Consider the following 23,922-nt stretch of genomic DNA (forward strand, 5'->3'; position numbering starts at 1 on the left):
GCGGAGAGCCGGACGCGTTGACGAAATCGGTGGGCTAGCCTTTGCGCATCACGAGCGCGAGCACGAACATCGACAGCACGAAGCCGATCCAGATCGAGGGCTCGGCCTCCAGGCTCAGCCACTCCTGCACCTTGCCGGCCAGGCCGACGAAGATCAGGTTGACGTAGGCCGCGGACAGCAGGCCGATGAAGAGCCGGTCGCCGCGCGTGGTGGCAATGGGCAGCCAGCCACGGCGCATCGTGGTGGGCGACTTGAATTCCCACACCGTCATGCCGACCAGCATGAGCGCGATGCAGCTGAAGAAAACGGCCACCGGGGTGGTCCAGACCATCCAGTCGAACATCTCTCGGTCTCCTTAGACGCGACCCATCGCAAAGCCTTTTGCGATGTAGTGGCGGACAAACCAGATCACGATCGCGCCCGGCACGATGGTGAGCACGCCGGCCGCGGCCAGCGTCGCCCAGTCCATGCCCGAGGCGCTCACCGTGCGCGTCATCGTCGCCACGATGGGCTTGGCGTTCACGCTCGTGAGCGTGCGCGCCAGCAGCAGCTCGACCCAGCTGAACATGAAGCAGAAGAACGCCGCCACGCCCACGCCGGCCTTGATGAGCGGCAGGAAGATGGTGAGAAAGAAGCGCGGGAACGAGTAGCCGTCGATGTAGGCCGTCTCATCGATCTCACGCGGGATGCCGCTCATGAAGCCTTCGAGAATCCACACCGCCAGCGGCACGTTGAACAACAGGTGCGCCAGCGCCACGCCCAGGTGCGTGTCCATGAGGCCGACGGTGCTGTACAGCTGGAAGAACGGCAGCAGGAACACCGCGGGCGGCGTCATGCGATTCGTCAGCAGCCAGAAGAACACGTGCTTGTCGCCCAGGAACGAATAGCGCGAGAACGCGTAGGCCGCCGGCAGCGCCACGGTGAGCGAGATCACCGTGTTGATCGCCACGTAGATCAGGCTGTTGATGTAGCCCGAGTACCACGACTCGTCGGTGAAGATGCGCGCGTAGTTGGCCCAGGTGAGCTGCTGCGGGAAGAACGAGAAGCTCGACAGGATCTCCTCGTTCGTCTTGAAGCTCATGTTGACCATCCAGTAGATGGGCAGCAGCGCGAACAGGATGTACAGCAGCAAGAAGATGCTGCGCTTGTGGAATCGCTTTTCGTTCATTGTTCTTTCTCCACTTCTTGCGTGCCCACACGCTGCATCCAGTTGTAGAGCACGAAGCAGAACAGCAGGATGATCAGGAAATAGATCAGCGAGAACGCAGCCGCCGGCCCGAGGTCGAACTGCCCCACGGCCTTCTGCGTGAGGTACTGGCTCAGGAAGGTGGTCGCATTGCCCGGCCCGCCGCCCGTCAGCACGAAGGGCTCCGTGTAGATCATGAAGCTGTCCATGAAGCGCAGCAGCACCGCGATCATCAGCACGCCGCGCATCTTGGGCAGCTGGATGTAGCGGAACACCGCGAACTTGCTGGCGCCGTCGATGCGCGCGGCCTGGTAGTAGGCGTCGGGAATGGAGCGCAGGCCGGCGTAGCAGAGCAAGGCCACCAGCGGCGTCCAGTGCCACACGTCCATCACCAGCACCGTGAGCCACGCGTCGGTCGCGCTGCCGGTGTAGTTGTATTCGATGCCCATGACCTGCAGCGCGTGGCCCAGGAGGCCAATGTCGGCACGGCCGTAGATCTGCCAGATGGTGCCCACCACGTTCCACGGAATGAGCAGCGACAGCGCCACCACCACCAGCACCGCCGACGACTTCCAGCCCGTTGCCGGCATCGACAGCGCGAGCGCGATGCCCAGCGGAATCTCCACCAGCAGCACCGACAGCGAGAAGCCCAGCTGGCGCCACAGCGCCTGGTGCAGCTCGTCGTCGCGCATCACGGCGGCGAACCATTCGGTGCCGACGAACACGCGCCGGTCGGGCGAGATGATGTCCTGCACCGAGTAGTTGACCACCGTCATCAGCGGCACGATGGCCGAGAAGGCCACGCAGATCAGCACGGGCAGCACGAGCCACCACGCCTTCTGGTTGATCGGCTTGTTGGTGGGGTTCATGCGACCAGTTCCTCGTCCTTGTAGTAGCAGGTGTGGGTGTCGAGCACCCGCAGCCACACCGTGTCGCCCACCGAGGGCGGCTGTTCGTCCGAATGCATGCGCACCTTGACCACGCCGCCGTCGACTTCGGCGCTGAGCATCGCGTGCGTGCCGACGTCCTGCACCTGCTTCACCACCGCAGGCACGGCACCCGCCGCCCCCGCGTTCGACAGGCGCAGGTACTCGGGCCGGATGCCGATCTTGAGCGCGCCGGGCGGCAGCTCGCGCGTGGGCACCAGCGGCGTGCCCGCCACTTCGAGCGCACCGTTGGCGCTGTGGGCCGACAGGAAGTTCATGCCCGGCGAGCCGATGAAATGGCCGACGAAGGTGTGGGCCGGACGCTCGAACAGCGCCTCGGCGCTGCCCACCTGCACGGCCTTGCCGCGCGTCATGACCACCACCTCTTCGGCGAAGGTGAGCGCCTCGACCTGGTCGTGCGTCACGTAGATCAGCGTGAGCTTGAGCTCGCGGTGGATCTGCTTGAGCTTGCGGCGCAGCTGCCACTTCAGGTGCGGATCGATCACGGTGAGCGGTTCGTCGAACAGCACCGCCGACACGTCGCTGCGCACCAGCCCGCGGCCCAGCGAGATCTTCTGCTTGGCATCGGCCGCCAGGCCCGCGGCGCGCTGGTTGAGCTGGCCGCTCATGTCGAGCATTTCGGCGATCTCGCCGACGCGCTTCTTGATCTGGTCTTCGGGCACCTTGCGGTTGCGCAGTGGGAACGCGAGGTTCTCGGCCACGGTCATGGTGTCGTAGATCACCGGGAACTGGAACACCTGCGCGATGTTGCGCTCCTGCGGCGTGGCGCGCGTCATGTCGCGGCCATCGAAGCTCACGCTGCCCTGCGAAGGCACGAGCAGGCCCGAAATGATGTTGAGCATGGTCGTCTTGCCGCAGCCCGAGGGGCCGAGCAAGGCGTACGCGCCACCGTCGCGAAAGCTCATCTTGAGCGGAAGCAGCGCGTAGTCGCTGTCCTGCGTGGGGTTGGCGCGGTAGGCGTGGGCCAGGTCGAGGTCGATGCGTGCCATGACTAGCTTCCTTTGCGCCATGCCGGCGCCAGTGCCAGCTTTTCGCCGGCATCGAACACATAGGCTTGCGACGCGCTGAAGTACAGCGTGATCGAAGCGCCCAGCTCGAAGCGGTGCACACCGGTGAGCTGCGCCACCAGTTCGCCCACCGCGGTATCGACGTGCACGAAGGTGTCGGAGCCCGAAATTTCGGCCAGCTCCACCTTGCCGGGCAAGGCGATGTCGCCCTCCCCCGCGTTCACGTTCAAGGCACTCGCGCGCAGGCCGACGGTGACCGCGCCCGACACGCTGTCAGGCAGGGCCAGCGTGAGCGCGGGCCCGCCCGCGAGCTGCACGCGGCCGGCCGCGGCCGTGCCCGCCAGCAGGTTCATCGGCGGATCGCTGAAGGCGCGCGCCACGCGCAGCGACTGCGGCGCATGGAACACTTCGGCGGTCGGGCCGTACTGCAACAGCTCGCCGGCGTCCATCACGGCCGTGTAACCGCCCAGCAGCAGCGCTTCGCCGGGTTCGGTGGTGGCGTAGATGACGGTCGAGTCGCCGGTGGCGAAGAGTTGCGTGAGTTCTTCGCGCAGGCCTTCGCGCAGCTTGTAGTCGAGGTTGACCAGCGGCTCGTCGAGCAGCATGAGCGGTGCGTTCTTGGCGAGCGCGCGCGCCAGCGCCACGCGCTGCTGCTGGCCGCCCGACAGCTCCTGCGGGTAGCGGTCGAGGAACATGCCGATGTGCAGCTTGTCGGCCAGCGCCTTCACCCGCGCGTCGATGTTCGACTCGCCGCGCAGCTTCAGCGGCGAGGCGATGTTGTCGGCCACCTTGAGCGAGGGGTAGTTGATGAACTGCTGGTAGACCATCGCGACATTGCGCTCGCGCACCGGCGTGCCGGTGACGTCCTTGCCATCCACCAGCACACGCCCGGTGCTGGGCGTGTCGAGCCCGGCCATGAGGCGCATCAGGCTGGTCTTGCCGGCCTGCGTGGCGCCGAGCAGCACGGTCACCGCGCCGCTTTTCGGCGCAATGCTCTGCTCGTAGAGCCAGGTTTGCGCGCCGACCTTCTTGGTGACGCGCTCCAGAGTCAGCTGCATCAGCTCACCTCCACTTCCACGGTGTCGTTGTTGTTCTTTGCGTTGGCCTGCAGCCAGATCGCCACCTGCTCGCGCTCGGCGGGCGTGTAGTGCAGGCCGAGCTTGGTGCGACGCCAGAGCACGTCGTCCGAGCTCACGGCCCATTCGCGCGCCTGCAAAAAGTGCAGCTCGCGCTCGAACAGGCCGGGCGCCACCTCGGCGCCCATGTCGGCCAGCGATTGCGCCTCGCCGACCAGTTCGGCCACGCGTGCGCCGTAGCCGCGCGCCAGCCGCAGCGCGACCTGGGCATCGAGCCAGGGGTACTTCGCCTGCACGGCGGCCACGAAGCGGGCGAAGTCGTCGTCGGGGCGCTTGGGCGCGCCGATCCAGGCCGACAGGTCGCCGCCGGCCAGGAAGGCGCCGTCGGTCCAGGCCGGGCGCTGGGCATTCGACTGGCCGAGCATCTTGCCGACCTCGTCGGCCGCGTCCTCGGCCAGCTTGCGGAAAGTGGTGATCTTGCCGCCCCACACCGACAGCAGCGGCGCGGCGGTGGTGTTCGACTCGAGCAGGTAGTCGCGCGTGACGGCCGACGGGTCGCCCGAGGCGTCGTCCAGCAGCGGGCGCACGCCCGAGTAGGTCCAGACCACGTCGGCCGGCACGATGGCCTTGTCGAAGTAGCGACTGGCCTGGGTGCACAGGTAGTCGATTTCTTCCTGCGCGATGCGCGCGGCGCCGGGGTCGTCGCCGCTGATCTCGATGTCGGTGGTGCCGATCAGCGTGAATGCGCCCTGGTAGGGAATGGCGAAGATGATCCGCTTGTCGGGGTTCTGGAAGATGTAGGCGTGGTCGTGGTCGAACAGGCGCGGCACGATGATGTGGCTGCCCTTCACGAGCCGCAGGCTCTTGGTGGCCAGCGCCTCGCCGCGCGCCGACTGGGCCACGCCGCGCAGGAAGGATTCGGCCCACGGGCCGGCCGCGTTCACCACGGCGCGTGCGCGCACGGTGCGGTGCGCGCCGTCGGGGCCTTCGAGCGTGGCGACCCAGCCGTCGGCGCCGCGCTGCGCATGGATGCAGCGCGTGCGCGTGAGCACTTCGGCGCCCTTCGAACGCGCGTCGATGGCGTTGAGCACCACCAGCCGCGCGTCGTCGACCCAGCCGTCGGAGTACACGAAGCCGCGCTTGTACTGCGCCTTGAGCGGCGCGCCGGCCGGATGCTGGCGCAGGTCGATGCCGCGCGACGGCGGCAGCACCTCGCGCCTGGCGAGGTGGTCGTACATGAACAGGCCGATGCGGATCATCCAGGCCGGGCGCATCGAGGGGTCGTGCGGCATCACGAAGCGCAGCGGCCACATGATGTGCGGCGCGCTCTTGAGCAGCACCTCGCGCTCCTGCAGCGCCTTGCGCACCAGCGAGAACTCGTAGTACTCGAGGTAGCGCAGCCCGCCGTGGATCAGCTTGGTGGAAGACGACGAGGTGTGCGAGGCCAGGTCGTCCTTCTCGCACAGGACCACGCGCCAGCCCCGGCCGGCCAGGTCGCGCGCAATGCCACAGCCGTTGATGCCACCGCCGACGATCAGCACATCGCAATCGGTGGCGGGTTTGGCCGCTGGAGAGGAGAAATCGGTCACAGGCTGGAGGTCCGTAGGTTCGTGACTTTTGTCAGCAAAGGCCGAGATTGTATTTTCGCGTCTTTTCATTTGGATTCCTTTTGGCGCGATTTTCCTCCGAGTTTTCCCTTACTCGGCTTCGTTTTCTTTCGTTTTAAAGTGACGCGGCCTGTACCCTCGACCCCAGTCTTTCCGCTTTCCACGACGCCTCTGTGAACTCCAACCCGCGCCAGATCAACCTCCTCGACACCGTGCGCGCGCGCGGTTCGGTCACCGTCGAACAGCTCGCCGACATGCTGGGCGTCACGCTGCAGACCGTGCGGCGCGACGTGCAGCGGCTGGCCGATGCGGGTTTGCTCACGCGTTTCCACGGCGGCGTGCGCGTGCCCAGCTCGACCACCGAGAACATCGGCTACCAGCAGCGCGAAACGCTCAACGCCGACGGAAAAGCGCGCATTGCGCGCCGCGTGGCCGAGCTGGTGCCCAACGACTGTTCGCTCATCCTGAACATCGGCACCACCACCGAGGCCATCGCCAAGGCGCTGATGCGCCACACGGGCCTGCGCGTGATCACCAACAACCTGAACGTGGCGACCATCCTGAGCGGCAACACGGCCTGCGAGGTGATCGTGGCCGGCGGCTCGGTGCGCCCGCGCGACCGCGCCGTGGTGGGCGAGGCCACCATCGACTTCATCCGCCAGTTCAAGGTCGACATCGCGCTCATCGGCGTGTCGAGCATCGAGGCCGACGGCTCGCTGCGCGACTTCGACCTGCGCGAGGTGAAGGTCGCGCAGACCATCATTGCCCAGGCGCGCGAGGTGTGGCTGGCGGCCGACGCGAGCAAGTTCAACCGGCCGGCCATGATCCAGCTGGGCACGCTCTCGCAGATCGACCGCCTGTTCACCGACGCCGCGCCGCCGCCGCCCTTCCCCGACCTGCTGCACGCCGCGCAGGTGCGCCTCGAGATCGCGCGCGACAACTGAACCCCATCAGACTCATCGAATGACCACCTACCTGCTTGCCCTGGACCAGGGCACCTCCAGCTCGCGCAGCATCGTGTTCGACCGCGAAGGCCGCATCGTCGCCATCGCCCAGAAGGAACTCACGCAGATCTACCCGCAGCCGGGCTGGGTCGAGCACGACCCGATGGAAATCTGGCGCAGCCAGCTGGCCACCGCGCGCGAGGTGCTGGCCAAGGCGAAGCTGCAGCCCGCCGACATCCACGCCATCGGCATCACCAACCAGCGCGAGACCACCGTGCTGTGGAACCGCACCACCGGCCAGCCGGTGCACCACGCCATCGTCTGGCAGGACCGCCGCGCCGAGCCGCTGTGCGCGCAGCTGCGCGAGCAGGGCCTGAGCGACACCATCCGCGAGAAGACCGGGCTCGTCATCGACGCGTATTTCTCGGGCACCAAGCTGCGCTGGCTGCTCGACAACGTGCCCGGCGCGCGCGCCCAGGCCGAACGCGGCGAACTCGCCTTCGGCACGGTCGACAGCTGGCTCATGTGGCAGCTCACCGGCGGCAAGGTGCACGTGACCGACGTGAGCAACGCCTCGCGCACCATGCTCTTCAACGTGCACACGAACGAATGGGACGCCGACCTGCTGAAGGCGCTGGACATCCCCGCCGCGCTGATGCCGAAGGTGCAGCCCTCGAGCTCGCACTTCGCCGACACCGACGCCGCACTGCTGGGCCACGCGCTGCCCATCGGCGGCGTGGCCGGCGACCAGCAGAGCGCCCTCTTCGGCCAGGCCTGCTTCGAGGCTGGCATGGCCAAGAACACCTACGGCACCGGCTGCTTTTTGCTGATGCACACGGGCGGCGCGTTCCAGCCCTCGCACAACGGCCTGCTCGTGACCAGCGCCGCGCAGGTCGACGCGACCCCGCAGTACGCGATGGAAGGCAGCGTGTTCGTCGGCGGCGCCGTGGTGCAGTGGCTGCGCGACGGCCTCAAGGCCATCAAGGGCAGCGCCGAAGTGCAGTCGCTCGCCGAGAGCGTGCCCGACGCCGGCGGCGTGATGATGGTGCCGGCCTTCACCGGCCTGGGCGCGCCCTATTGGGACGCGGACGCGCGCGGCACGATCACCGGGCTCACGCGCGGCACCACGGTCGCGCACATCGCGCGCGCCGCGCTGGAAAGCATCGCCTATCAAAGCGCCGCACTGCTGCAGGCCATGAGCCGCGACGCGGTCGCCGCGGGCGGCAAGCCCGTGGCCGAGTTGCGCGTGGACGGCGGCGCGAGCGTGAACGACCTGCTGATGCAGTTCCAGGCCGACCTGCTGGGCATTCCGGTGGTGCGGCCCGAGGTGGTCGAGACCACCGCGCTGGGCGCGGCCTACCTCGCGGGGCTGTCGACCGGCGTCTACACCGACGCGCGCCAGCTCTCGAAGCTGTGGAAGGTGGAGCGCCGCTTCATGCCGACCATGGGCCGCGCACAGGCCGAGGAATCGATGGCGCGCTGGGAGCGCGCCGTGCGCCAGGCCACCGCGACCTGAGCGCCCTCGGGTTCACCAGCCCCAGAGGGAGCGCTTCAGCACCCAGCCGGTGGTGCCGCCTTCGTGGCGCACCTTCACCCAGTCGCCGCGGCGCTCGAGGGTGCGCAGCACGTCGCCGTACACGGCCTTCTTCACGACCGGGCTGCGCGCGCCGGGCGCGCGGCGCAGCTGCGCGGTCTTCGCCTTCACGACGTGGTGCGGCGTCTTGCTCGTCATCGAACGGAAGACCCAGGCCTTGTCGTTCTCGAAGTCGGTGACCCGCAGCCAGTCGCCCTTGCGGCCGATCACGCGCAGCGGATAGCCCCGGCTCACGGTCCAGTGCGCCTCGGCGCGCTGACTGGGAGCGGTGCGCATGTTCAGGGTCTTGACCGCGACACTGACCATCTGCGGCTGCGCGGCAAAGGCGGACGGCAGCACCATCCACGAGAAGAAGAATGCGAGCAGGAGCGCGGGCAGTCGGCGGCTGAATCGGGCCATGGGGCGAGGGTTCCTTTCGAGAAGACACGGGAGGTCCGGCAATGCCGGGCGAAGCCCCTCTGGGACCCTGAGCGCGAATAAGTTCCGCGGGGATATCCCTGAGGCGGCACGCAAAGACCCCGCGAGGGTCGGGACACTGGACGCGTGGGCGCAGGGTGCGGGGCAGAATTCGCCCGCCCTCGACTCCCCCGTGCCGCGCTTGACACATCCCGCCATCGACGCCCCGCGTCCTCCCTCCAGCGCCCTGCTGGCCTGTGGCGTGGTCGGCGCGACGCTGCTGGCGCTGATCGCGCTGGGCCACGACGGCCGCCGCATCGCCCAGCTCGCGGTGCTCGCCGCGCCGCCCGTGCTCTGGCTGCTGTGGCCGCTGCACAGCGCGCGCCTGCGGCGCTGGCGCACGGCATTCGTGTGGCTCTGGGTCATGGGCTTCGGCCTGGACGCCGTGGTCCGCGCCTACCTGCTCGACACCTACCAGGCCGCGCCCGACAGCGCCATGGTGCTGGGCGCGGCCGCCAACACCAACGCACGCGAAAGCGCCGAGTACCTGCGCATGCACTGGCGCTCCGCCGTCGTCTGGTCGGCCGCGCTCGTGGCGGCGGGCCTGCTGGCGGGCCTGTTCGCGCGACGCGGTGCCACGGCGCCGCGTGCGCGTCGGCCGTTCTGGGTGCGCTCGCTGCTGCTCCTCATCCTGCTGGCCGCCTGTGTCGCCTACGTGAGCAAACCCTGGCGCCGGCTGCACCCGGTCGTCTTCTGGACCCAGTGGTCGCAGTCGCTGCACGACCAACGCGCCGCCTGGGCCGACCAGGAAAAGACCCGCGAAGCGCAGATGGCCCAGGCCCGGCAGATCGCACCGGTGATCACGCGCGAGGGGCCGTCCACGGTCGTGCTCGTCATCACCGACAGCATCAACCGCGACAACATGGGCCTGTACGGCTACGGCCGCCCGACCACGCCGCGCCTGCAGGCGCACAAGGCGCAGGAAGGCGACCGCATGGCCGTGCTGCGCAACGCGTGGTCGGTCGACGCGAGCACCCTGCCCGCGCTGCGCAACATGTTCCATTTCGGCCAGCCCGCGAATGGAAACGACGGAAACAACGGGAACGGCGACAGCCCGCCCCACCTGCTGGCCCTGGCGCGCGCCGCCGGCTACAAGGTCTGGTGGATCAGCAACCACGACGACCTCGCCATCGAGCAGCAGCACGCGCGCTACGCCGACGTGGTCGACATGGTGAACCGCACGCCGGGCCGCGCCAGTGCCTCGCTCGACGGCGAGATCCTCGACTGCGTGCAGGAGGCCTTTGCCGACACGAGCACCGAGCGCAAGCTCATCGTGGTCCACCTGATGGGCGCGCACCCGCACTACAGCCTGCGCTTTCCCGAGAACGCCAATCCCTTCGACGACAGCGTCGACGCGGTCGAGAACGGCCTCGTGAAGGACGGCCGCTCGGCCTGGGTGCGCCACTTCCGCCAGGAGTACGACGCGGCCCTGCTGTACCACGACTTCGTGGTGTCGGAGCTGCTGCAGCAGACCCGCAGCACCGGCAAGCCGGAGGACTACCGCGCCTGGATGTACCTGTCGGACCACGGCCAGGAAGTCGGCCACGGCAGCGACCGCGCAGGCCACAGCCCCGCGACCGCCTCGGGCTACCGCATCCCGGCCGTCGTCTGGCGCAACCGCGAGCCGCTGCCCACCGGCGCCGCCACGCAGCAGCCCTTCCGCGCGGACTGGGCCGGCTGGAGCCTGATGGACCTGCTGGGCATCCGCTGGAGCGGGCAGAAGGCCGAGCGCAATGTGCTGGGCGACAGCTACCGGTGGCAGGCGCCGGAGATTCCGGTGGTGGTGGAGTCGTTCTCGAAGTAGCGGGAGGTCAGCGATCGGCCACCGGCCGCACGGCGTGGGTGGCCTCGGCCGCCTCGTTCTGGCCGATCCATGCATTGCTGAAGTCCACGGCGTAGAAGTGCTGCGCGGCCTCGCTGCCCGAGCCCGACCAGAACTTGCGCAGCGGCGTATCGGGAAAGCGTGCGCTGTCGATGGTGGGAACGGAGGTTTCGCGGGCGCACCACCGGGGCACGGTGACGGGCTCCCGTTCGGGACTCAATTCGAGCGTGAAGGTCTCGTCGACCAGGCCATGGTCGCAACGCCGCAGCGCCGCCAGCTCCACGATGGTCGGCAGCCGCCATTGCGCGATGCCTTCGTGGCCCTTGGTGTTGAGCGCCTGCACGCGTTCCTGCGCGTCCATCAGGCTCAGGGCTTCGGCCTCGCCGACGCAACGACCACCCAGCCAGGTCTGCCCCAGCGCGCAGCGCAGCCAGCGCAATCCCGTGGCGGCATCGAGCACGACGGCCGTCGATGCCTGCGCGGAGGCTTGCTCTTTCGGTGAGGCGGCCTGGTCGCAGCCGGCGAGCAACGCGACAGCCGCCAAGGCGGCGGCCTTCCACTTGCCATCACGGGCAAGCATTGATTTCTTCATGAGAACTCCCTGCGGTCAGCAACTTGGATCGAGATCGAACTCGAATGCTACCGCCGGGTGCGCGAGGTCCCGGGGCCTGCACGGGCCCGCAGGACATCGGCTCGATGCGTCGTCAGTGCGCCGGCACCAGGAAGTCCTGGCTGATGCGCCCGCCCAGTTCGTTCACCCGGTCGAGGAACTGCGTGAGGTAGGCGTGCAGGCCCGTCGCCAGGATCTCGTCGACGCGCGCGTACTGCAGGTCGGCCAGCAGCTTGCCGGCGCGGCGTTGGGTTTCGGCGCTCTGTTCGTTCTGCACCTTCGCGAGGTTGTTGACCACCTCGACCAGGCTGGCGTGCAGCGAGCGCGGCATGTCGGCGCGAAGAATGAGCAGCTCGGCCACGCGCTCGGGCTTGATCACATCGCGGTACACCTTGCGGTAGACCTCGAAGGCCGAGACGCTGCGCAGGATCGCACTCCAGTGATAGAAGTCGTACTCCTGGTCTTCCTCGGTGGCGGCGCCGAAGAACTCGCTGTTGAGCGCGTGGAACTTCACGTCGACCAGGCGCGCCGTGTTGTCGGCACGCTCCAAAAAGGTGCCCAGGCGCGAGAAGTAGAACGCCTCATCCTGGAGCATGGTGCCCAGCGTGACGCCGCGCGACAGGTGCGAACGGAACTTGACCCACTCGAAGAACTGGCCCGGGTCGCGCTCGAAGTCGCCGGCGCGCAGCATGCGGTTCACTTCGAGCCAGGTGGTGTTCTGCGTTTCCCAGGCCTCGGTGGTCAGCGCGCCGCGCACGGCACGCGCGTTCTCGCGCGCGGCCTTCAGGCAGGAGACGATCGACGACGGATTGCTCTCGTCCTTGACCATGAACTCCATGACTTCGTTGGGCGTGATCTGGTCGTACTTCTTGCTGTACCAGGGCAGCAATTCGCTGATCGAGAGCACGCCCTGCCAGCCGTACTTGGCAACCTCGGCCGACTGCGGCAGCAGCGAGGTCTGGTAGTTGACGTCGAGCATGCGCGCCGTGTTCTCGGCGCGCTCGGTGTAGCGCGACATCCAGTAGAGGTGGTCTGCGGTGCGGGACAGCATCGTGGGTGCTCCTACTGCGATTGGCTTTGCGACTGCGTGGCCGCCTTCGGCTTGGCCGTGCGGTCCGCTTCGAGAATCCAGGTGTCCTTGGTGCCGCCGCCCTGCGACGAGTTGACCACCAGCGACCCTTCCTTGAGCGCCACGCGCGTGAGGCCGCCGGGCACCATCTGCACCTCGCTGCCCGAAAGCACGAAGGGACGCAGGTCGATGTGGCGCGGCGCGATGCCGGCGTCGACGAAGGTCGGCGAGGTCGACAGGCTCAGCGTGGGCTGGGCGATGTAGCCGTCGGGCTTGGCGATGACGGCCTTCTTGAAGTCTTCGATCTCGGCCTGCGTCGCGGCCGGGCCGATGAGCATGCCGTAGCCGCCGGCGCCGTGCACCTCCTTGACGACCAGGTCCTTCATGTTGTCGAGCGTGTACTGCAGCTCGTCCTTGTTGCGGCACATGTAGGTGGGCACGTTCTTCAGGATCGGCTTCTCGCCGAGGTAGAACTCGACCATCTTCGGCACGTAGGGGTAGATCGACTTGTCGTCGGCCACGCCGGTGCCCACGGCATTGCAGATCACGACGTTGCCCTGGCGGTAGGCACGCATGAGGCCCGCGCAGCCGAGGGTGGAGGTCGGGCGGAACACCTCGGGGTCGAGGAAGTCGTCGTCGACGCGGCGGTAGATCACGTCGACCCGCACCGGGCCGCGCGTGGTGCGCATGTAGACGAAGTCGTCCTTGACGAACAGGTCTTGTCCCTCGACCAGCTCCACGCCCATCTGCTGGGCCAGGAAGGCGTGCTCGAAGTAGGCGCTGTTGTACATGCCGGGCGTGAGCACCACCACCGTGGGCTCGGCCGTGGCCGGCGGCGCGCTGGCGCGCAGGGTTTCGAGCAGCAGGTCGGGGTAGTGGGCGACCGGCGCGATGCGGTTCTGGTTGAACAGCTCGGGGAATAGCCGCATCATCATCTTGCGGTTCTCGAGCATGTAGCTCACGCCGCTGGGCACGCGCAGGTTGTCTTCGAGCACGTAGTACTCGCCGTTGCCCTGGGCATCGGGGGCGCGCACGATGTCGATGCCCGAGATGTTCGAGTAGACGTTGTGCGGCACGTTCACGCCCATCATCTCGGGACGGAACTGGGCGTTGTTCAGGATCTGCTCGGCCGGGATGATGCCGGCCTTGATGATTTCCTGGTCGTGGTAGACGTCGTACAGGAAGCGGTTGAGCGCCGTGACACGCTGCACCAGCCCCTTTTCCATGCTCTCCCACTCGTGGGAGGGAATGATCCGAGGCAGCAGGTCGAACGGGATCAGCCGCTCGGTGCCGGAGCCGTCCTCGTCCTTGGCGCCGTACACCGCGAAGGTGATGCCGACCCGGCGGAAAATCATTTCCGCCTCTTCACGCCGCGATCGCATCACCTCACCGGGTTGCTTCGCAAGCCATTGGTCGTAGCGCTTGTAGTGCTGTCGGATTGCAGCGCCCGCATAGGGGAGCTGCTCATACATCTCGTCGAATTTGTGCATGGAACGACCAATCTCCTTGAGCCATAGCTTAGCAAGTTCGAGGCCAGTAGAAGCCCTAGGTTTGGGCCCGATGCGAGGGCATTTCGCGTTTCGGACCGTCATGGCATGCGGTGGCGCCAGTAGCGCAGGTCGTGCGCGCGTTCACACTTCACCTCGGCGGGCCTCGGGCTCGCCCAATGGGCAGCGCCGCAGCGCGGGCTGTCGACCACCTGCACGCCGCGCTCGACATAGCGCGCCACCACCTCGGGCGCCGGGTGGCCGAAACGGCTTCGGTAGCCGGCCTGCACGAGCGCGATGCGCGGGCGCACGGCGTCCAGAAAAACCTCGCTCGACGAGGTCTTGCTGCCGTGGTGCGGCACCAGCAGCACGTCGGCCGACAGCCCCGGCGTTCGTGACACCAGCGCGGCCTCCTGCAGGCGCTCGATGTCGCCGGCCAGCAGCACCGTGGCGCGGCCGTTGCCGATGCGCAGCACGCACGACACGGCGTTGGGCCGCGTGAAGCCGAGGTAGTCGCTGTCATAGGGAAACAGCACCTCGAAGTCGACGCCGTCCCAGGTCCAGCGCTGCCCGGCCTCGCAGCGGCGCGCGGGGCGCAGCGCCTGCAGCGGGTGCCCGGCCTCGATGGAGCTCAGCAGTGCCGCCTGCGGCTGCATGGCGAGCACGGCGGGTGCGCCGCCGGTGTGGTCGATGTCGCGGTGGCTCAGCAACAGCAGGTCGAGCCGTTCGCCGCGTGCGCGCAGCAGCGGCACGAGCACGCGGTGGCCCGCGTCGCTGTCGAGCCCGTAGCGCGGGCCGGCGTCGTACAGCAGGCTGTGCGTGGCGGTGCGCACGAGCACCGCGTTGCCCTGCCCGATGTCGGCGGCGAGCAGGTCGAACTCACCCACCGCAGGTCGCGCCGGCTGCCACAGCAGCACCGGCAACAGCAGCGGCAGGCCAAGCGCGCGCACCGACCGCGGCAGGCGCATCGCCAGCAGCACGCCGCCCGCCACGCCGCTTGCGGCCAGCCACGGCGGCGGCGCGGCCATCGACAGCGTGGCGAACGGCAGGCCGGCGAGCGCCTGCAGCAGCAGCGCGAACAGCTTCACCGCCCCGGCGGCCACGTCCCACAGCGGCGGCACCGCCACGCCGAGCATCGCCAGCGGCGTGATCACCAGCGTCACCCACGGGATCGCGAGCGCGTTGGCCACCAGCCCGACCGCCGACACCTGCTGGAACAGCAGCAGGCTCAGCGGCGTGAGCGCCAGCGTGATCGTCCATTGCTCGCGAAAGAAGCGCCCCAGGCGCGTGAGCGCGCCCACCCTGCCCTCGCCCGGCACGGCCGTGGCGGAGGCGAACAGCACCGCCACGGCGACGAAGCTGAGCCAGAAGCCGGCCTGCAGCAGCGCCCAAGGATCGGCGGCCACCACGACCACCGCCGTCAGCAGCCAGACGTGCGGCCACGGCCAGCGCCTGCCGGTCAGGCGCAGCAGCGCCACGGCCGCGAGCATCCAGACCGTGCGCTGCGAGGGCACGCCCCAGCCGCTGAAGAGCGCGTAGAGCGCGGCCAGCCCCACGCCGCCGGCGAGCGCGGCCTGTTGCGCGGGCAGCCGCAGCATGAGCCGGCTGCTGCGCCGCCAGAGCGCGCCCACGACATGCGCCGCGAACCACGCGAACAAGGTGATGTGCAGGCCCGAGATCGACATCAGGTGCGCGACGCCGGTGGCGCGGAACACGTCCCAGTCGGCACGGTCGATGGCGCCCTGGTCACCGGTGACGAGCGCGGCGATCACGCCGGCCTGCCGCCGGTCGTCCACGCGGGCGAAGACCGCATCGCGCACGGCTTCGCGCGCCCGCTCGATCGGGTGCCGCCAAGTGGTGCCCATCAGTTGCGGCGCGGGGTCGCGCGCTCCGGCCCGCACATGGCCTTGCGCATGCACGCCCTGCTCCCACGCCCACAGCTCGCTGTCGAAGCCGTGCGGATTGAGGTTGCCGTGCGGCGCGCGCAGGCGCACGGTCAGTTGCCAGCGCTGGCCGGCATGCACCTCGCCCACGGTGCGTGCGACGGATGCGCGACGTTCGGCGGGCTGCTCCCACATCCCGCTGTATTCGCCGTACCAGGCGAGTGCGATGCGCGGTGGCACCGTCGGCGGCACCGCATCGGAGGCATCGGCCCACTGCGCCGTCTCCACATCGAAACGGAAGCGCGTTCCGATCTCGCCGGGTTGTGGCATCTGCGAGACCACACCCGTGAGCCGCAGGTCGCGTCCTTCGAGCTGCGGCTCCAGCGCCCCTTGCGCGTAGGCCGTGGCACGCCATCCGGCGAGCCCCGCGCCGGCCATCGCGCCGCAGGCCAGCGACAGCACGAGCACCGCCCACCGAGGCCCACGCCACCGCCACAACAGCCATCCGCCGCCGAGCCCCACGAGCAGCAACGCGACGTAGACACCCGCCGCCCACAACAGCGGCTGACGCAGTTGCACCGCCGCGCCGAGCAGCGTGCCGCCCAGCGCAACGAAGGCCCCCGACCCACCCGCGACAGCCTCGGACGCACGCCGCGACTGCCCTCCCGACACCCCGGAATCCATGATGCAAACCCTCCCCCAACCCACGCTCGATGGCGCGTTAATTGCTTGGCAACTGGGCTAGTATGCGTCTCACCAGAGACATCTTTTCGATGCAACCTCGCTGCACTGCACGCCCCTACGCATGTCCATCCACGCCGCACTCCACCACGTCACCCACTACACATACGACCGCCTGGTGCAGTTGGGCCCGCAAGTCGTGCGACTGCGCCCCGCGCCCCATTGCCGCAGCAATGTGATCTCGTACTCGCTGCGGGTCGAGCCGGCCGAGCACTTCGTCAACTGGATGCAGGACCCGTTCGCCAACTACCAGGCGCGGCTCGTGTTCCCCGAGAAGACGCGCGAGTTCAAGGTCACGGTCGACCTCGTGGTCGAGATGGCGGTCTACAACCCCTTCGACTTCTTCCTGGAGCCGCAGGCCGAGAACTTTCCCTTCAAGTACACGGCCTCGCAGGCCGAAGAGCTGGCGCCCTACCTCGTCACCGAGAAGCCCACGCCGCTGCTGCAGGCCTACCTCGACAGGATCGAGCGCAAGGAGCAGCGCACCATCGACTTCCTGGTCGGCATCAACCAGCAGGTGCAGAAGGACGTCAGCTACCTCATCCGCATGGAGCCCGGCGTGCAGACGCCGGAAGAAACGCTCAGCAACGGCAGCGGCTCGTGCCGCGACTCGGGCTGGCTGCTGGTGCAGCTGCTGCGCCACTGCGGCCTGGCCGCGCGCTTCGTGTCGGGCTACCTGATCCAGCTCACGCCCGACGTGAAGGCCCTCGATGGCCCCAGCGGCACCACGGTCGACTTCACCGACCTGCACGCCTGGTGCGAGGTGTTCCTGCCGGGCGCCGGCTGGATCGGCCTGGACGCCACCTCGGGCCTGCTGGCCGGCGAAGGCCACATTCCACTCGCCTGCACGCCCACGCCGTCGAGCGCCGCGCCCATCGAAGGCGGCGTCGACGAATCCGAGGTCGAGTTCAGCCACGAGATGAAGGTCACGCGCATCTACGAATCGCCGCGCGTCACCAAGCCCTACACCGAAGAACAATGGGCCGAGGTGCTCGCGCTCGGCGACGCGGTCGATGCGCGCCTCGTCGCCGGCGACGTGCGCCTGACCATGGGCGGCGAGCCCACCTACGTGGCCACCAGCGACCGCGACGCGCCCGAATGGAACACCGACGCGCTCGGCCCCACCAAGCGCGGCTACGCCACCGAGCTCGTGCACAAGCTGCGCGCCGAGTATGGCCAGGGCGGCTTCCTGCATTTCGGCCAGGGCAAGTGGTACCCGGGCGAGCAGCTGCCGCGCTGGGCGCTGTCGATCTTCTGGCGTGCCGACGGCCAGACGCTGTGGCACGACCCCGCGCTGTTCGCCGACGAGCGCTTTCCCACGCACTACACGAGCGAGGACGCGCGCCGCTTCACCACCGTGCTGGCGCACAAGCTGGGCCTCACCGAGCGCTACATCCAGGCCGGCTACGAGGACACCTACTACTACCTGTGGCGCGAACGCCGCCTGCCGGTGAACGTCGACCCCTTCGACTCCAAGCTGGACGACGAACTCGAACGCGTGCGCCTGCGCCGCGTGTTCACGCAGAAGCTCGACGCGGTGATCGGCTACATGCTGCCCATCGAACCCGGCAACGCCAACAGCGACGCGCCCGCGCTCGCCGGCCCCGGCTGGAAGACCGGCCCCTGGTTCCTGCGCGACGACCGCCTGTTCCTGATCCCGGGCGACTCGCCCATGGGTTACCGCCTGCCGCTCGACTCGCAACCGTGGGCCAGCAAGGGCGACTACCCCTATCTCATCGAGCGCGACCCGACCGCGCCGCGCGCCGCGTTGCCCAGCGCGTCCGACTACCGCGCGCGCTATGCCACCGCCACCCCGGTGGCCGGCGCCGACCTGGGCGAGGTGCCCTACACCTTCGGCGCGCCGCCCGTGGTGGCCGCGTCGCTGCGCATGCAAAGCCCCGGCGATGCGGCGAAGGGCGATGCAGCAGCTGCTGCGGATGCCGCCACACCCGCCACGCGCCAGCCGCTGCGCGGCGAATCGGCCCACTGGGTCACGCGCACCGCGCTGTGCGTCGAGGTGCGCGACCCGCGCCGCGCCAACGGCCCCGCGGCCGAGAAGAAAGGCAGCGCCTCGGGCGTGCTCTACGTCTTCATGCCGCCACTGGCGCGCCTGGAGGACTACCTCGACCTAGTCGCCGCCGTCGAAGCCACCGCGCAACAACTGGGCGTGCGCATCGTGATGGAAGGCTATCCGCCGCCGCGCGATCCGCGCCTGAAGATGCTGGCCGTGACGCCCGACCCGGGCGTGATCGAAGTCAACATCCACCCGGCCCACAACTGGAAGGAACTCGTCGACCACACCGAGTTCCTCTACAACGCCGCGTTCGAGACGCGCCTGTCGGCCGAGAAGTTCATGACCGACGGCCGCCACACCGGCACCGGCGGCGGCAACCACTTCGTGATGGGCGGCGCCACGCCGGCGGACAGCCCGTTCCTGCGCCGGCCCGAGCTGCTGGCCAGCCTGCTGCTGTACTGGCACAACCACCCGTCGCTGAGCTACCTGTTCTCGGGCATGTTCATCGGCCCGACCAGCCAGGCGCCGCGCGTGGACGAAGCGCGCAACGACCAGGTCTACGAGCTCGAAATTGCGCTGAAGGAAATCGCCAAGAACCGCGAGATTTACGGCCAGAACATGCCCGCGTGGCTGGTCGACCGCACGCTGCGCAACATCCTGATCGACGTGTCGGGCAACACGCACCGCAGCGAGTTCTGCATCGACAAGCTCTACTCGCCCGACTCCAGTACCGGCCGCCTCGGCCTTTTGGAACTGCGCGCCTTCGAGATGCCGCCGCATGCGCGCATGAGCATCGCGCAGCAGCTGCTGATCCGCGCGCTGGTCGCCCGCTTCTGGGACGCGCCCTACCAGGCGCCCGTCACCCGCTGGGGCACCGAGCTGCACGACCGCTTCCTGCTGCCGACCTTCGTCAAGATGGACTTCGACGACGTCATCAGCGAGATGCGCCAGGCCGGCTTTGCGTTCGATTCCGACTGGTTCGCGCCGCACTTCGAGTTCCGCTTCCCGCTCGTGGGCCAGATGCAGTCGATGGGCGTGGAGCTGTCGCTGCGCAACGCGCTCGAACCGTGGCACGTGATGGGCGAGGAAGGCTCGGCCGGCGGCACGGTGCGCTATGTCGATTCGTCGCTGGAGCGCATCGAAGTGCGCGTGACCGGCCTGAACGAAAGCCGCCACGTCGTCACCGTCAACGGCAAGGTGCTGCCGCTGCAGCCCACGGGCGTCACCGGCGAGTTCGTGGCCGGCGTGCGCTACAAGGCCTGGAACCCGCCTTCGGCGCTGCACCCCAGCATTCCGGCCCACGCGCCGCTGACCTTCGACCTCGTCGACACCTGGATGAAGCGCTCGCTGGGCGGCTGCCAGTACTTCGTCGCCCACCCGGGCGGTCGCAACTACGACACCTTCCCGGTCAACGCCTACGAGGCCGAGAGCCGTCGCCATTCGCGCTTCACGCGCACCGGCCACACGCCGGGCCTGCTGCGCACGCCGCCGGCCACCATCGAGCTGCCGGGCAGCCGGGAGTTTCCGTTCACGCTGGACCTGCGGCGCTGACCGGCCCGAGGACTCAGGGGGAACCCTGTCGCACCGCCGGATCGGCCCCGGTGACGGTGATGTGACAATCTCCCCCCTGTGGAACCCCTGAACGAATCCCTGTTCGACGCCCAGGCCCCGGAGCATCCGGCGGCCCTGGCGTCTTCGCTCGCGCCGGCGGCCCTGCCTGGGCATTTCGACGAATTGCGGGGACAGGCGACGCCCACGGCGCCTTCGCGGCCGGGGTCGGGCGCGGCCCCGGCGCCTGCCGCGGCCCCGCTGCTGTACGACGCCGCCGAGGAGCGACCGACCCCGTCGCAATCGCAGTCCCAGTCACAGTCCTCCTCGCAATCGCAGGCACAGGAACCTTCACCGTCCAGCGACCAGCCCCCGCTCACCCCCGCCTGGAACGCCTTCTTCGAACAGCTCGGCCCCGGCGGCATCAACGACCTGCCGCGGCGCGCGGTCAGCCTGGAGCGGCAGATCCGCGACAACGGCGTCACCTACAACGTGTACGCCGACGCCAACGGCCCGCAACGGCCGTGGTCGCTCGACCTGTTCCCGCTGATCGTCTCGCCCGAGAGCTGGGCCCAGATCGAGGCCGGCGTGCAGCAGCGCGTGCGCGTGCTCGACCGCGTGATGGCCGACGCCTACGGCCCGCAGCAGCTGCTGGCCGAAGGCCTGCTGCCGCCGGCGCTGGTGCGCGGCCATCCGGGCTACCTGCGCGCGCTGCACGGCGTGAAGCCGGCGGGCGACACCTGGCTGCACATCGCCGCCTTCGACCTCGCGCGCGGCCCCGACGGGAACTGGTGGGTGGTCTCGCAGCGCACGCAGGCGCCTTCGGGCCTGGGCTACCTGCTGGAGAACCGCCTGGCGATCACGCGGCAGTTTCCGCAGGCCTTCGAGGCGCTGCAGGTGCAGCGGCTGGCCGCCACCTACAGCGCCATGATGGAAGGCCTGCAGCGCATGTGCCCCTCGGGCTCGCCGCCGCACATCGCACTGCTCACGCCGGGCCCGTACAACGAGACCTACTTCGAGCACGCCTACCTGGCGCGCTACCTCGGCCTGACGCTGGTCGAGGGCAGCGACCTCACGGTGCGCGACCAGCGCCTGTACCTCAAGACGCTGCAGGGCCTGCGCCCGGTGCACGGCCTCATCAAGCGGCTCGACGACCAGTTCCTCGACCCGCTGGAGCTGCGCCCCGACTCCACGCTCGGCGTGCCCGGCCTGCTGCAGGCGATCCGCGCGGGCAACCTGCTGGTGGCCAACATGCCGGGCTCGGCCTTCCTCGAATCGCCCGCGCTGCTGGGCTTCCTGCCCGGGCTGGCGCTGCGGCTCATCGGCGAGAAGCTCAAGCTGCCGGCGCTGCCGACCTGGTGGTGCGGCGAGCGCGCCGCGCTCGAGGCGGTGCTGCCGCAGCTCGGCGAAAGCGCCATCAAGCCGACCTACCCCGGCTTCCAGGGGCGCTCCAGCTTCGATGCCGTGTTCGGCAGCCAGCTCGGCCGCCGCGAAATCGACGAATGGGCCGGCCGCATCGTGCGCGAGGGCGACGTCCACACGGTGCAGGGCTACCTGCCGCTGTCGCAGATGCCGACCTGGGCCAGCGACCTCGGCCCCGGCCACATCGCGCCGCGTGCGCTGATGCTGCGCGTGTTCGCGGTGAGCGACGGCCCGCAGTCGTGGCGCGTGCTGCCCGGCGGACTGGCGCGCCTCGCAGGCCCCGATGCGCAGATCGCCTCGATGCAGCGCGGCGGCAGCAGTGCCGACGTCTGGGTGCAGACGCACGGCGAGGTCGACCGCACCACGCTGCTGCAGCCGCACGCCACGCCGGCCTCGCTCGCGCGGCACCGTGCGCCGGTCACCAGCCGCGCGGCCGAGAACATGTTCTGGCTCGGCCGCTACACCGAGCGTGCCGAGAACGCGGTGCGCCTGGCGCGGCTCACGCTCAACCTGCTGGGCAGCGAAGACCAGTCCTCGCGCCCGCTGCTCGAATGGCTGCACCGCATGGCGGTGCGCAATGCGCTCGTGCCGGCCGAGGCGCCGAGCGCACCGCAGTCGCGCCGCGTGTTCGAACGCGCGTTGATCGCCGAGCTGGGCGACGTCGACCACGGTGGCAGCGTCGGCTACAGCCTGCGCAGCATCCGGCAGGCCGCGGCGGCCGTGCGCGAACGGCTGTCGCAGGACAACTGGAACCAGATCGTGCGCGCCGAAAGCGACTTTTTGCGGCGCGCGGCCGAGCAGGCCGGCGAAGGCAGCTTTGCCGCCAGCGCCGCCCTGCGCGCGCTCGAATCCGCCAGCACCGCGCTGGCCGCCATGACCGGCGCGCAGACCGACCGCATGACGCGCGATGACGCCTGGCGGCTGCTGTCGATCGGCCGCCACATCGAACGGCTGGGCTTCTTGTCGAGCGCGCTCGAGGCCGGCTTTGCCAACGGCGCCGTGCACGAGGTGAGCGGCTTCGAGGCCATGGTGGCGCTGTTCGACAGCACCATCACCTTCCATGCCCGCTACCAGCAGCGCCGCGATGTCGCCACGCTGGTCGACCTGCTGGTGCTCGACGCCGAGAACCCGCGTTCGCTGGCCTGGGTCACGCAGACGCTGCGCGGGCGCATCGCGCGGCTCGCGGGCAGCGCGCCGGGCAAGCTCACGGCCCTGTCGTACGAGCTGCCCGACCCGGCCACCTGGACGCTCGAACACCTGTGCGCGGCCGGCCCCGGCGCCGACTACCCCGCGCTGGTCGAACTGCTCGCCACCTGCGAGACGGCGGCGTACCACGTGTCGGACGCCATCGGCACGCGCTACTTCACGCTCACGTCCGAATCGCTGCGCTCCGTCGGCGCCTGATTCCATACCTACACAACGATATTTCGAAGGAGGCATTTCCATGTCCGGCATCGCCCTCAACCGCCGTCTCACACTGACCGCCGCCAGCCTCCTGGTCGGCCTCGCGCTCGCCGGCTGCGGCAAGCAGGAACCCGCCGCGCCCGCGGCCGCCTCGGCGCCGCCGCCCGCTGCCGCACCGCGCGTGCTGGTCGTGGGCACCGACGCGGCCTACACGCCCTTCGAATCGCAGAACGAAAAGGGCGAGGTCGTGGGCTTCGACATCGACATGGTGAAGGCCGTCGCGCAGAAGGCGGGCATCGAGGTGAAGTTCGTCAACACACCGTGGGAAGGCATCTTCAACACGCTCGAGCTGGGCGACCGCGACCTGCTGGTGTCGGCCATCACCATCACGCCCGAACGCCGCCAGACGATGGACTTCTCGCAGCCCTACTTCGAGGCCCGCCAGCTCATCGCGGTGAAGAGCGACTCGACGGTCGCGAAGTTCGACGACATCAAGAAACTCAAGGTCGGCGTGCAGAACGGCACCACCGGCGACGAAGTGGTGGGCAAGTTGCTGGGCAAGTCGAGCACCGACATCAAGCGCTTCGAATCCACGCCGCTGGCACTCAAGGAACTCGAGGCCGGCGGCGTGCAGGCCGTGGTGGCCGACAACGGCGTGGTGGCGCACTACCTGGCCAACAACCCGGGCGGCGGCTTCAAGACCGTGAGCGACGCCGGTTTCTCGACCGAGCAGTACGGCATCGCCGTGAAGAAGGGCAACGCCGAGCTGCTGGCGAAGATCGACAAGGGCCTGGCCGACATCAAGGCCGACGGCACCTACGCCAAGATCTACGCCTCGCACTTCGGCGCCGAGTCCAAGTAAACAGCGAGCCGCGCGATGCTGCTGCACGTCACCCACGAAACGCGCTACGCGTACGCGCCGGCGGTCGAGACGGCGCAGCACCTGGCGCACCTGCGCCCGCTGGCCACCGCGTCGCAGGAACTCGTGAGTCACCAGCTCACGATCGACCCCGCGCCCGCGCAACGCAACGAGGTGCCCGACCTGTACGGCAACACGCGCGCCTTCTTCGCGCTCGAGACCACGCACGACCACCTCATCGTCACG

Annotated in this window: 18 protein-coding genes; 7 read left to right on the plus strand and 11 right to left on the minus strand. The window is 69.0% G+C overall.

Annotation, left to right across the window (positions count from 1 at the left end; translation table 11 throughout):
* Positions 1-34 precede the first annotated feature (34 nt).
* From AC07Y4_RS23495 to glpD, 6 genes are read right to left on the minus strand one after another with little or no spacing between them, the layout of a single operon-like run.
* Entirely contained in the window at positions 35-343 is a 309-nt protein-coding gene (locus AC07Y4_RS23495; RefSeq protein WP_062476731.1) for a DUF2160 domain-containing protein, read from the minus strand.
* 12 nt (positions 344-355) lie between these two features.
* The gene (locus AC07Y4_RS23500) at positions 356-1,168 is read right to left on the minus strand and encodes a carbohydrate ABC transporter permease (RefSeq protein ID WP_062476734.1); all 813 of its coding nucleotides are present in this window, start codon (positions 1,166-1,168) and stop codon (positions 356-358) included.
* Complete coding sequence (locus AC07Y4_RS23505; RefSeq protein ID WP_062476737.1) at positions 1,165-2,055, minus strand: carbohydrate ABC transporter permease; 891 nt, start codon at positions 2,053-2,055, stop codon at positions 1,165-1,167. The genes AC07Y4_RS23500 and AC07Y4_RS23505 overlap by 4 nt, the downstream gene beginning before the upstream one ends.
* Positions 2,052-3,122, minus strand: a complete 1,071-nt coding sequence (locus AC07Y4_RS23510; protein ID WP_062476739.1) for an ABC transporter ATP-binding protein — start codon at positions 3,120-3,122, stop codon at positions 2,052-2,054. The genes AC07Y4_RS23505 and AC07Y4_RS23510 overlap by 4 nt, the downstream gene beginning before the upstream one ends.
* Positions 3,123-3,124: 2 nt before the next feature.
* Entirely contained in the window at positions 3,125-4,198 is a 1,074-nt protein-coding gene (locus AC07Y4_RS23515) for an ABC transporter ATP-binding protein (RefSeq protein WP_487849154.1), read from the minus strand.
* On the minus strand, positions 4,198-5,874 hold the full coding sequence (glpD, locus tag AC07Y4_RS23520) for a glycerol-3-phosphate dehydrogenase (RefSeq protein ID WP_487849155.1): 1,677 nt from the start codon (positions 5,872-5,874) through the stop codon (positions 4,198-4,200). Before glpD ends, AC07Y4_RS23515 begins: the two co-directional genes overlap by 1 nt.
* Positions 5,875-5,996: 122 nt before the next feature.
* On the opposite strand from glpD, the gene AC07Y4_RS23525 reads away from it, so the two are divergent.
* Both AC07Y4_RS23525 and glpK read left to right on the plus strand, forming a co-directional pair.
* A complete protein-coding gene (locus AC07Y4_RS23525; protein WP_062476748.1) occupies positions 5,997-6,767 on the plus strand; it encodes a DeoR/GlpR family DNA-binding transcription regulator in 771 nt (256 codons plus the stop codon).
* A gap of 19 nt (positions 6,768-6,786) precedes the next feature.
* On the plus strand, positions 6,787-8,283 hold the full coding sequence (glpK, locus tag AC07Y4_RS23530; RefSeq protein ID WP_487849156.1) for a glycerol kinase GlpK: 1,497 nt from the start codon (positions 6,787-6,789) through the stop codon (positions 8,281-8,283).
* Between the two features lie 12 nt (positions 8,284-8,295).
* On the opposite strand, the gene AC07Y4_RS23535 is transcribed toward glpK, so the two are convergent.
* A complete protein-coding gene (locus tag AC07Y4_RS23535) occupies positions 8,296-8,760 on the minus strand; it encodes an SH3 domain-containing protein (RefSeq protein WP_070059471.1) in 465 nt (154 codons plus the stop codon).
* A 190-nt stretch (positions 8,761-8,950) separates the two neighbouring features.
* Between AC07Y4_RS23535 and AC07Y4_RS23540 the strand changes: the two genes are divergently transcribed.
* Positions 8,951-10,621 (plus strand): sulfatase-like hydrolase/transferase, encoded by a 1,671-nt coding sequence (locus tag AC07Y4_RS23540; protein ID WP_487849157.1) that lies wholly within the window; start codon positions 8,951-8,953, stop codon positions 10,619-10,621.
* Between the two features lie 7 nt (positions 10,622-10,628).
* Here the strand turns inward: AC07Y4_RS23540 and AC07Y4_RS23545 are convergent, their stop codons facing one another.
* The 4 genes from AC07Y4_RS23545 to AC07Y4_RS23560 all read right to left on the minus strand — a co-directional run bounded on the left by AC07Y4_RS23545 (position 10,629) and on the right by AC07Y4_RS23560 (position 16,372).
* Positions 10,629-11,219 carry an Lcl C-terminal domain-containing protein gene (locus tag AC07Y4_RS23545; protein WP_487849158.1) on the minus strand — a complete coding sequence of 197 codons (591 nt, stop codon included), beginning with the start codon at positions 11,217-11,219 and terminating at the stop codon, positions 10,629-10,631.
* A 124-nt stretch (positions 11,220-11,343) separates the two neighbouring features.
* A complete protein-coding gene (locus AC07Y4_RS23550) occupies positions 11,344-12,300 on the minus strand; it encodes an alpha-E domain-containing protein (RefSeq protein ID WP_062476763.1) in 957 nt (318 codons plus the stop codon).
* 11 nt (positions 12,301-12,311) lie between these two features.
* Positions 12,312-13,808, minus strand: a complete 1,497-nt coding sequence (locus AC07Y4_RS23555) for a circularly permuted type 2 ATP-grasp protein (RefSeq protein ID WP_062476766.1) — start codon at positions 13,806-13,808, stop codon at positions 12,312-12,314.
* 98 nt (positions 13,809-13,906) lie between these two features.
* Positions 13,907-16,372 (minus strand): DNA internalization-related competence protein ComEC/Rec2, encoded by a 2,466-nt coding sequence (locus AC07Y4_RS23560; RefSeq protein ID WP_487849159.1) that lies wholly within the window; start codon positions 16,370-16,372, stop codon positions 13,907-13,909.
* 121 nt (positions 16,373-16,493) lie between these two features.
* Between AC07Y4_RS23560 and AC07Y4_RS23565 the strand changes: the two genes are divergently transcribed.
* The 4 genes from AC07Y4_RS23565 to AC07Y4_RS23580 form a co-directional block, all read left to right on the plus strand.
* Complete coding sequence (locus AC07Y4_RS23565) at positions 16,494-19,994, plus strand: transglutaminase family protein (RefSeq protein ID WP_487849160.1); 3,501 nt, start codon at positions 16,494-16,496, stop codon at positions 19,992-19,994.
* Between the two features lie 78 nt (positions 19,995-20,072).
* Positions 20,073-22,817: a circularly permuted type 2 ATP-grasp protein gene (locus tag AC07Y4_RS23570; protein WP_487849161.1), complete on the plus strand. Its 2,745-nt coding sequence runs from the start codon at positions 20,073-20,075 to the stop codon at positions 22,815-22,817.
* 40 nt (positions 22,818-22,857) lie between these two features.
* Complete coding sequence (locus AC07Y4_RS23575) at positions 22,858-23,679, plus strand: basic amino acid ABC transporter substrate-binding protein (RefSeq protein ID WP_495275187.1); 822 nt, start codon at positions 22,858-22,860, stop codon at positions 23,677-23,679.
* Between the two features lie 15 nt (positions 23,680-23,694).
* Positions 23,695-23,922: transglutaminase N-terminal domain-containing protein (locus tag AC07Y4_RS23580; RefSeq protein WP_495275188.1), on the plus strand; the 228-nt coding region annotated here is incomplete at its 3' end.

Source organism: Variovorax sp. GW460-12-1-14-LB1, assembly GCF_059423605.1.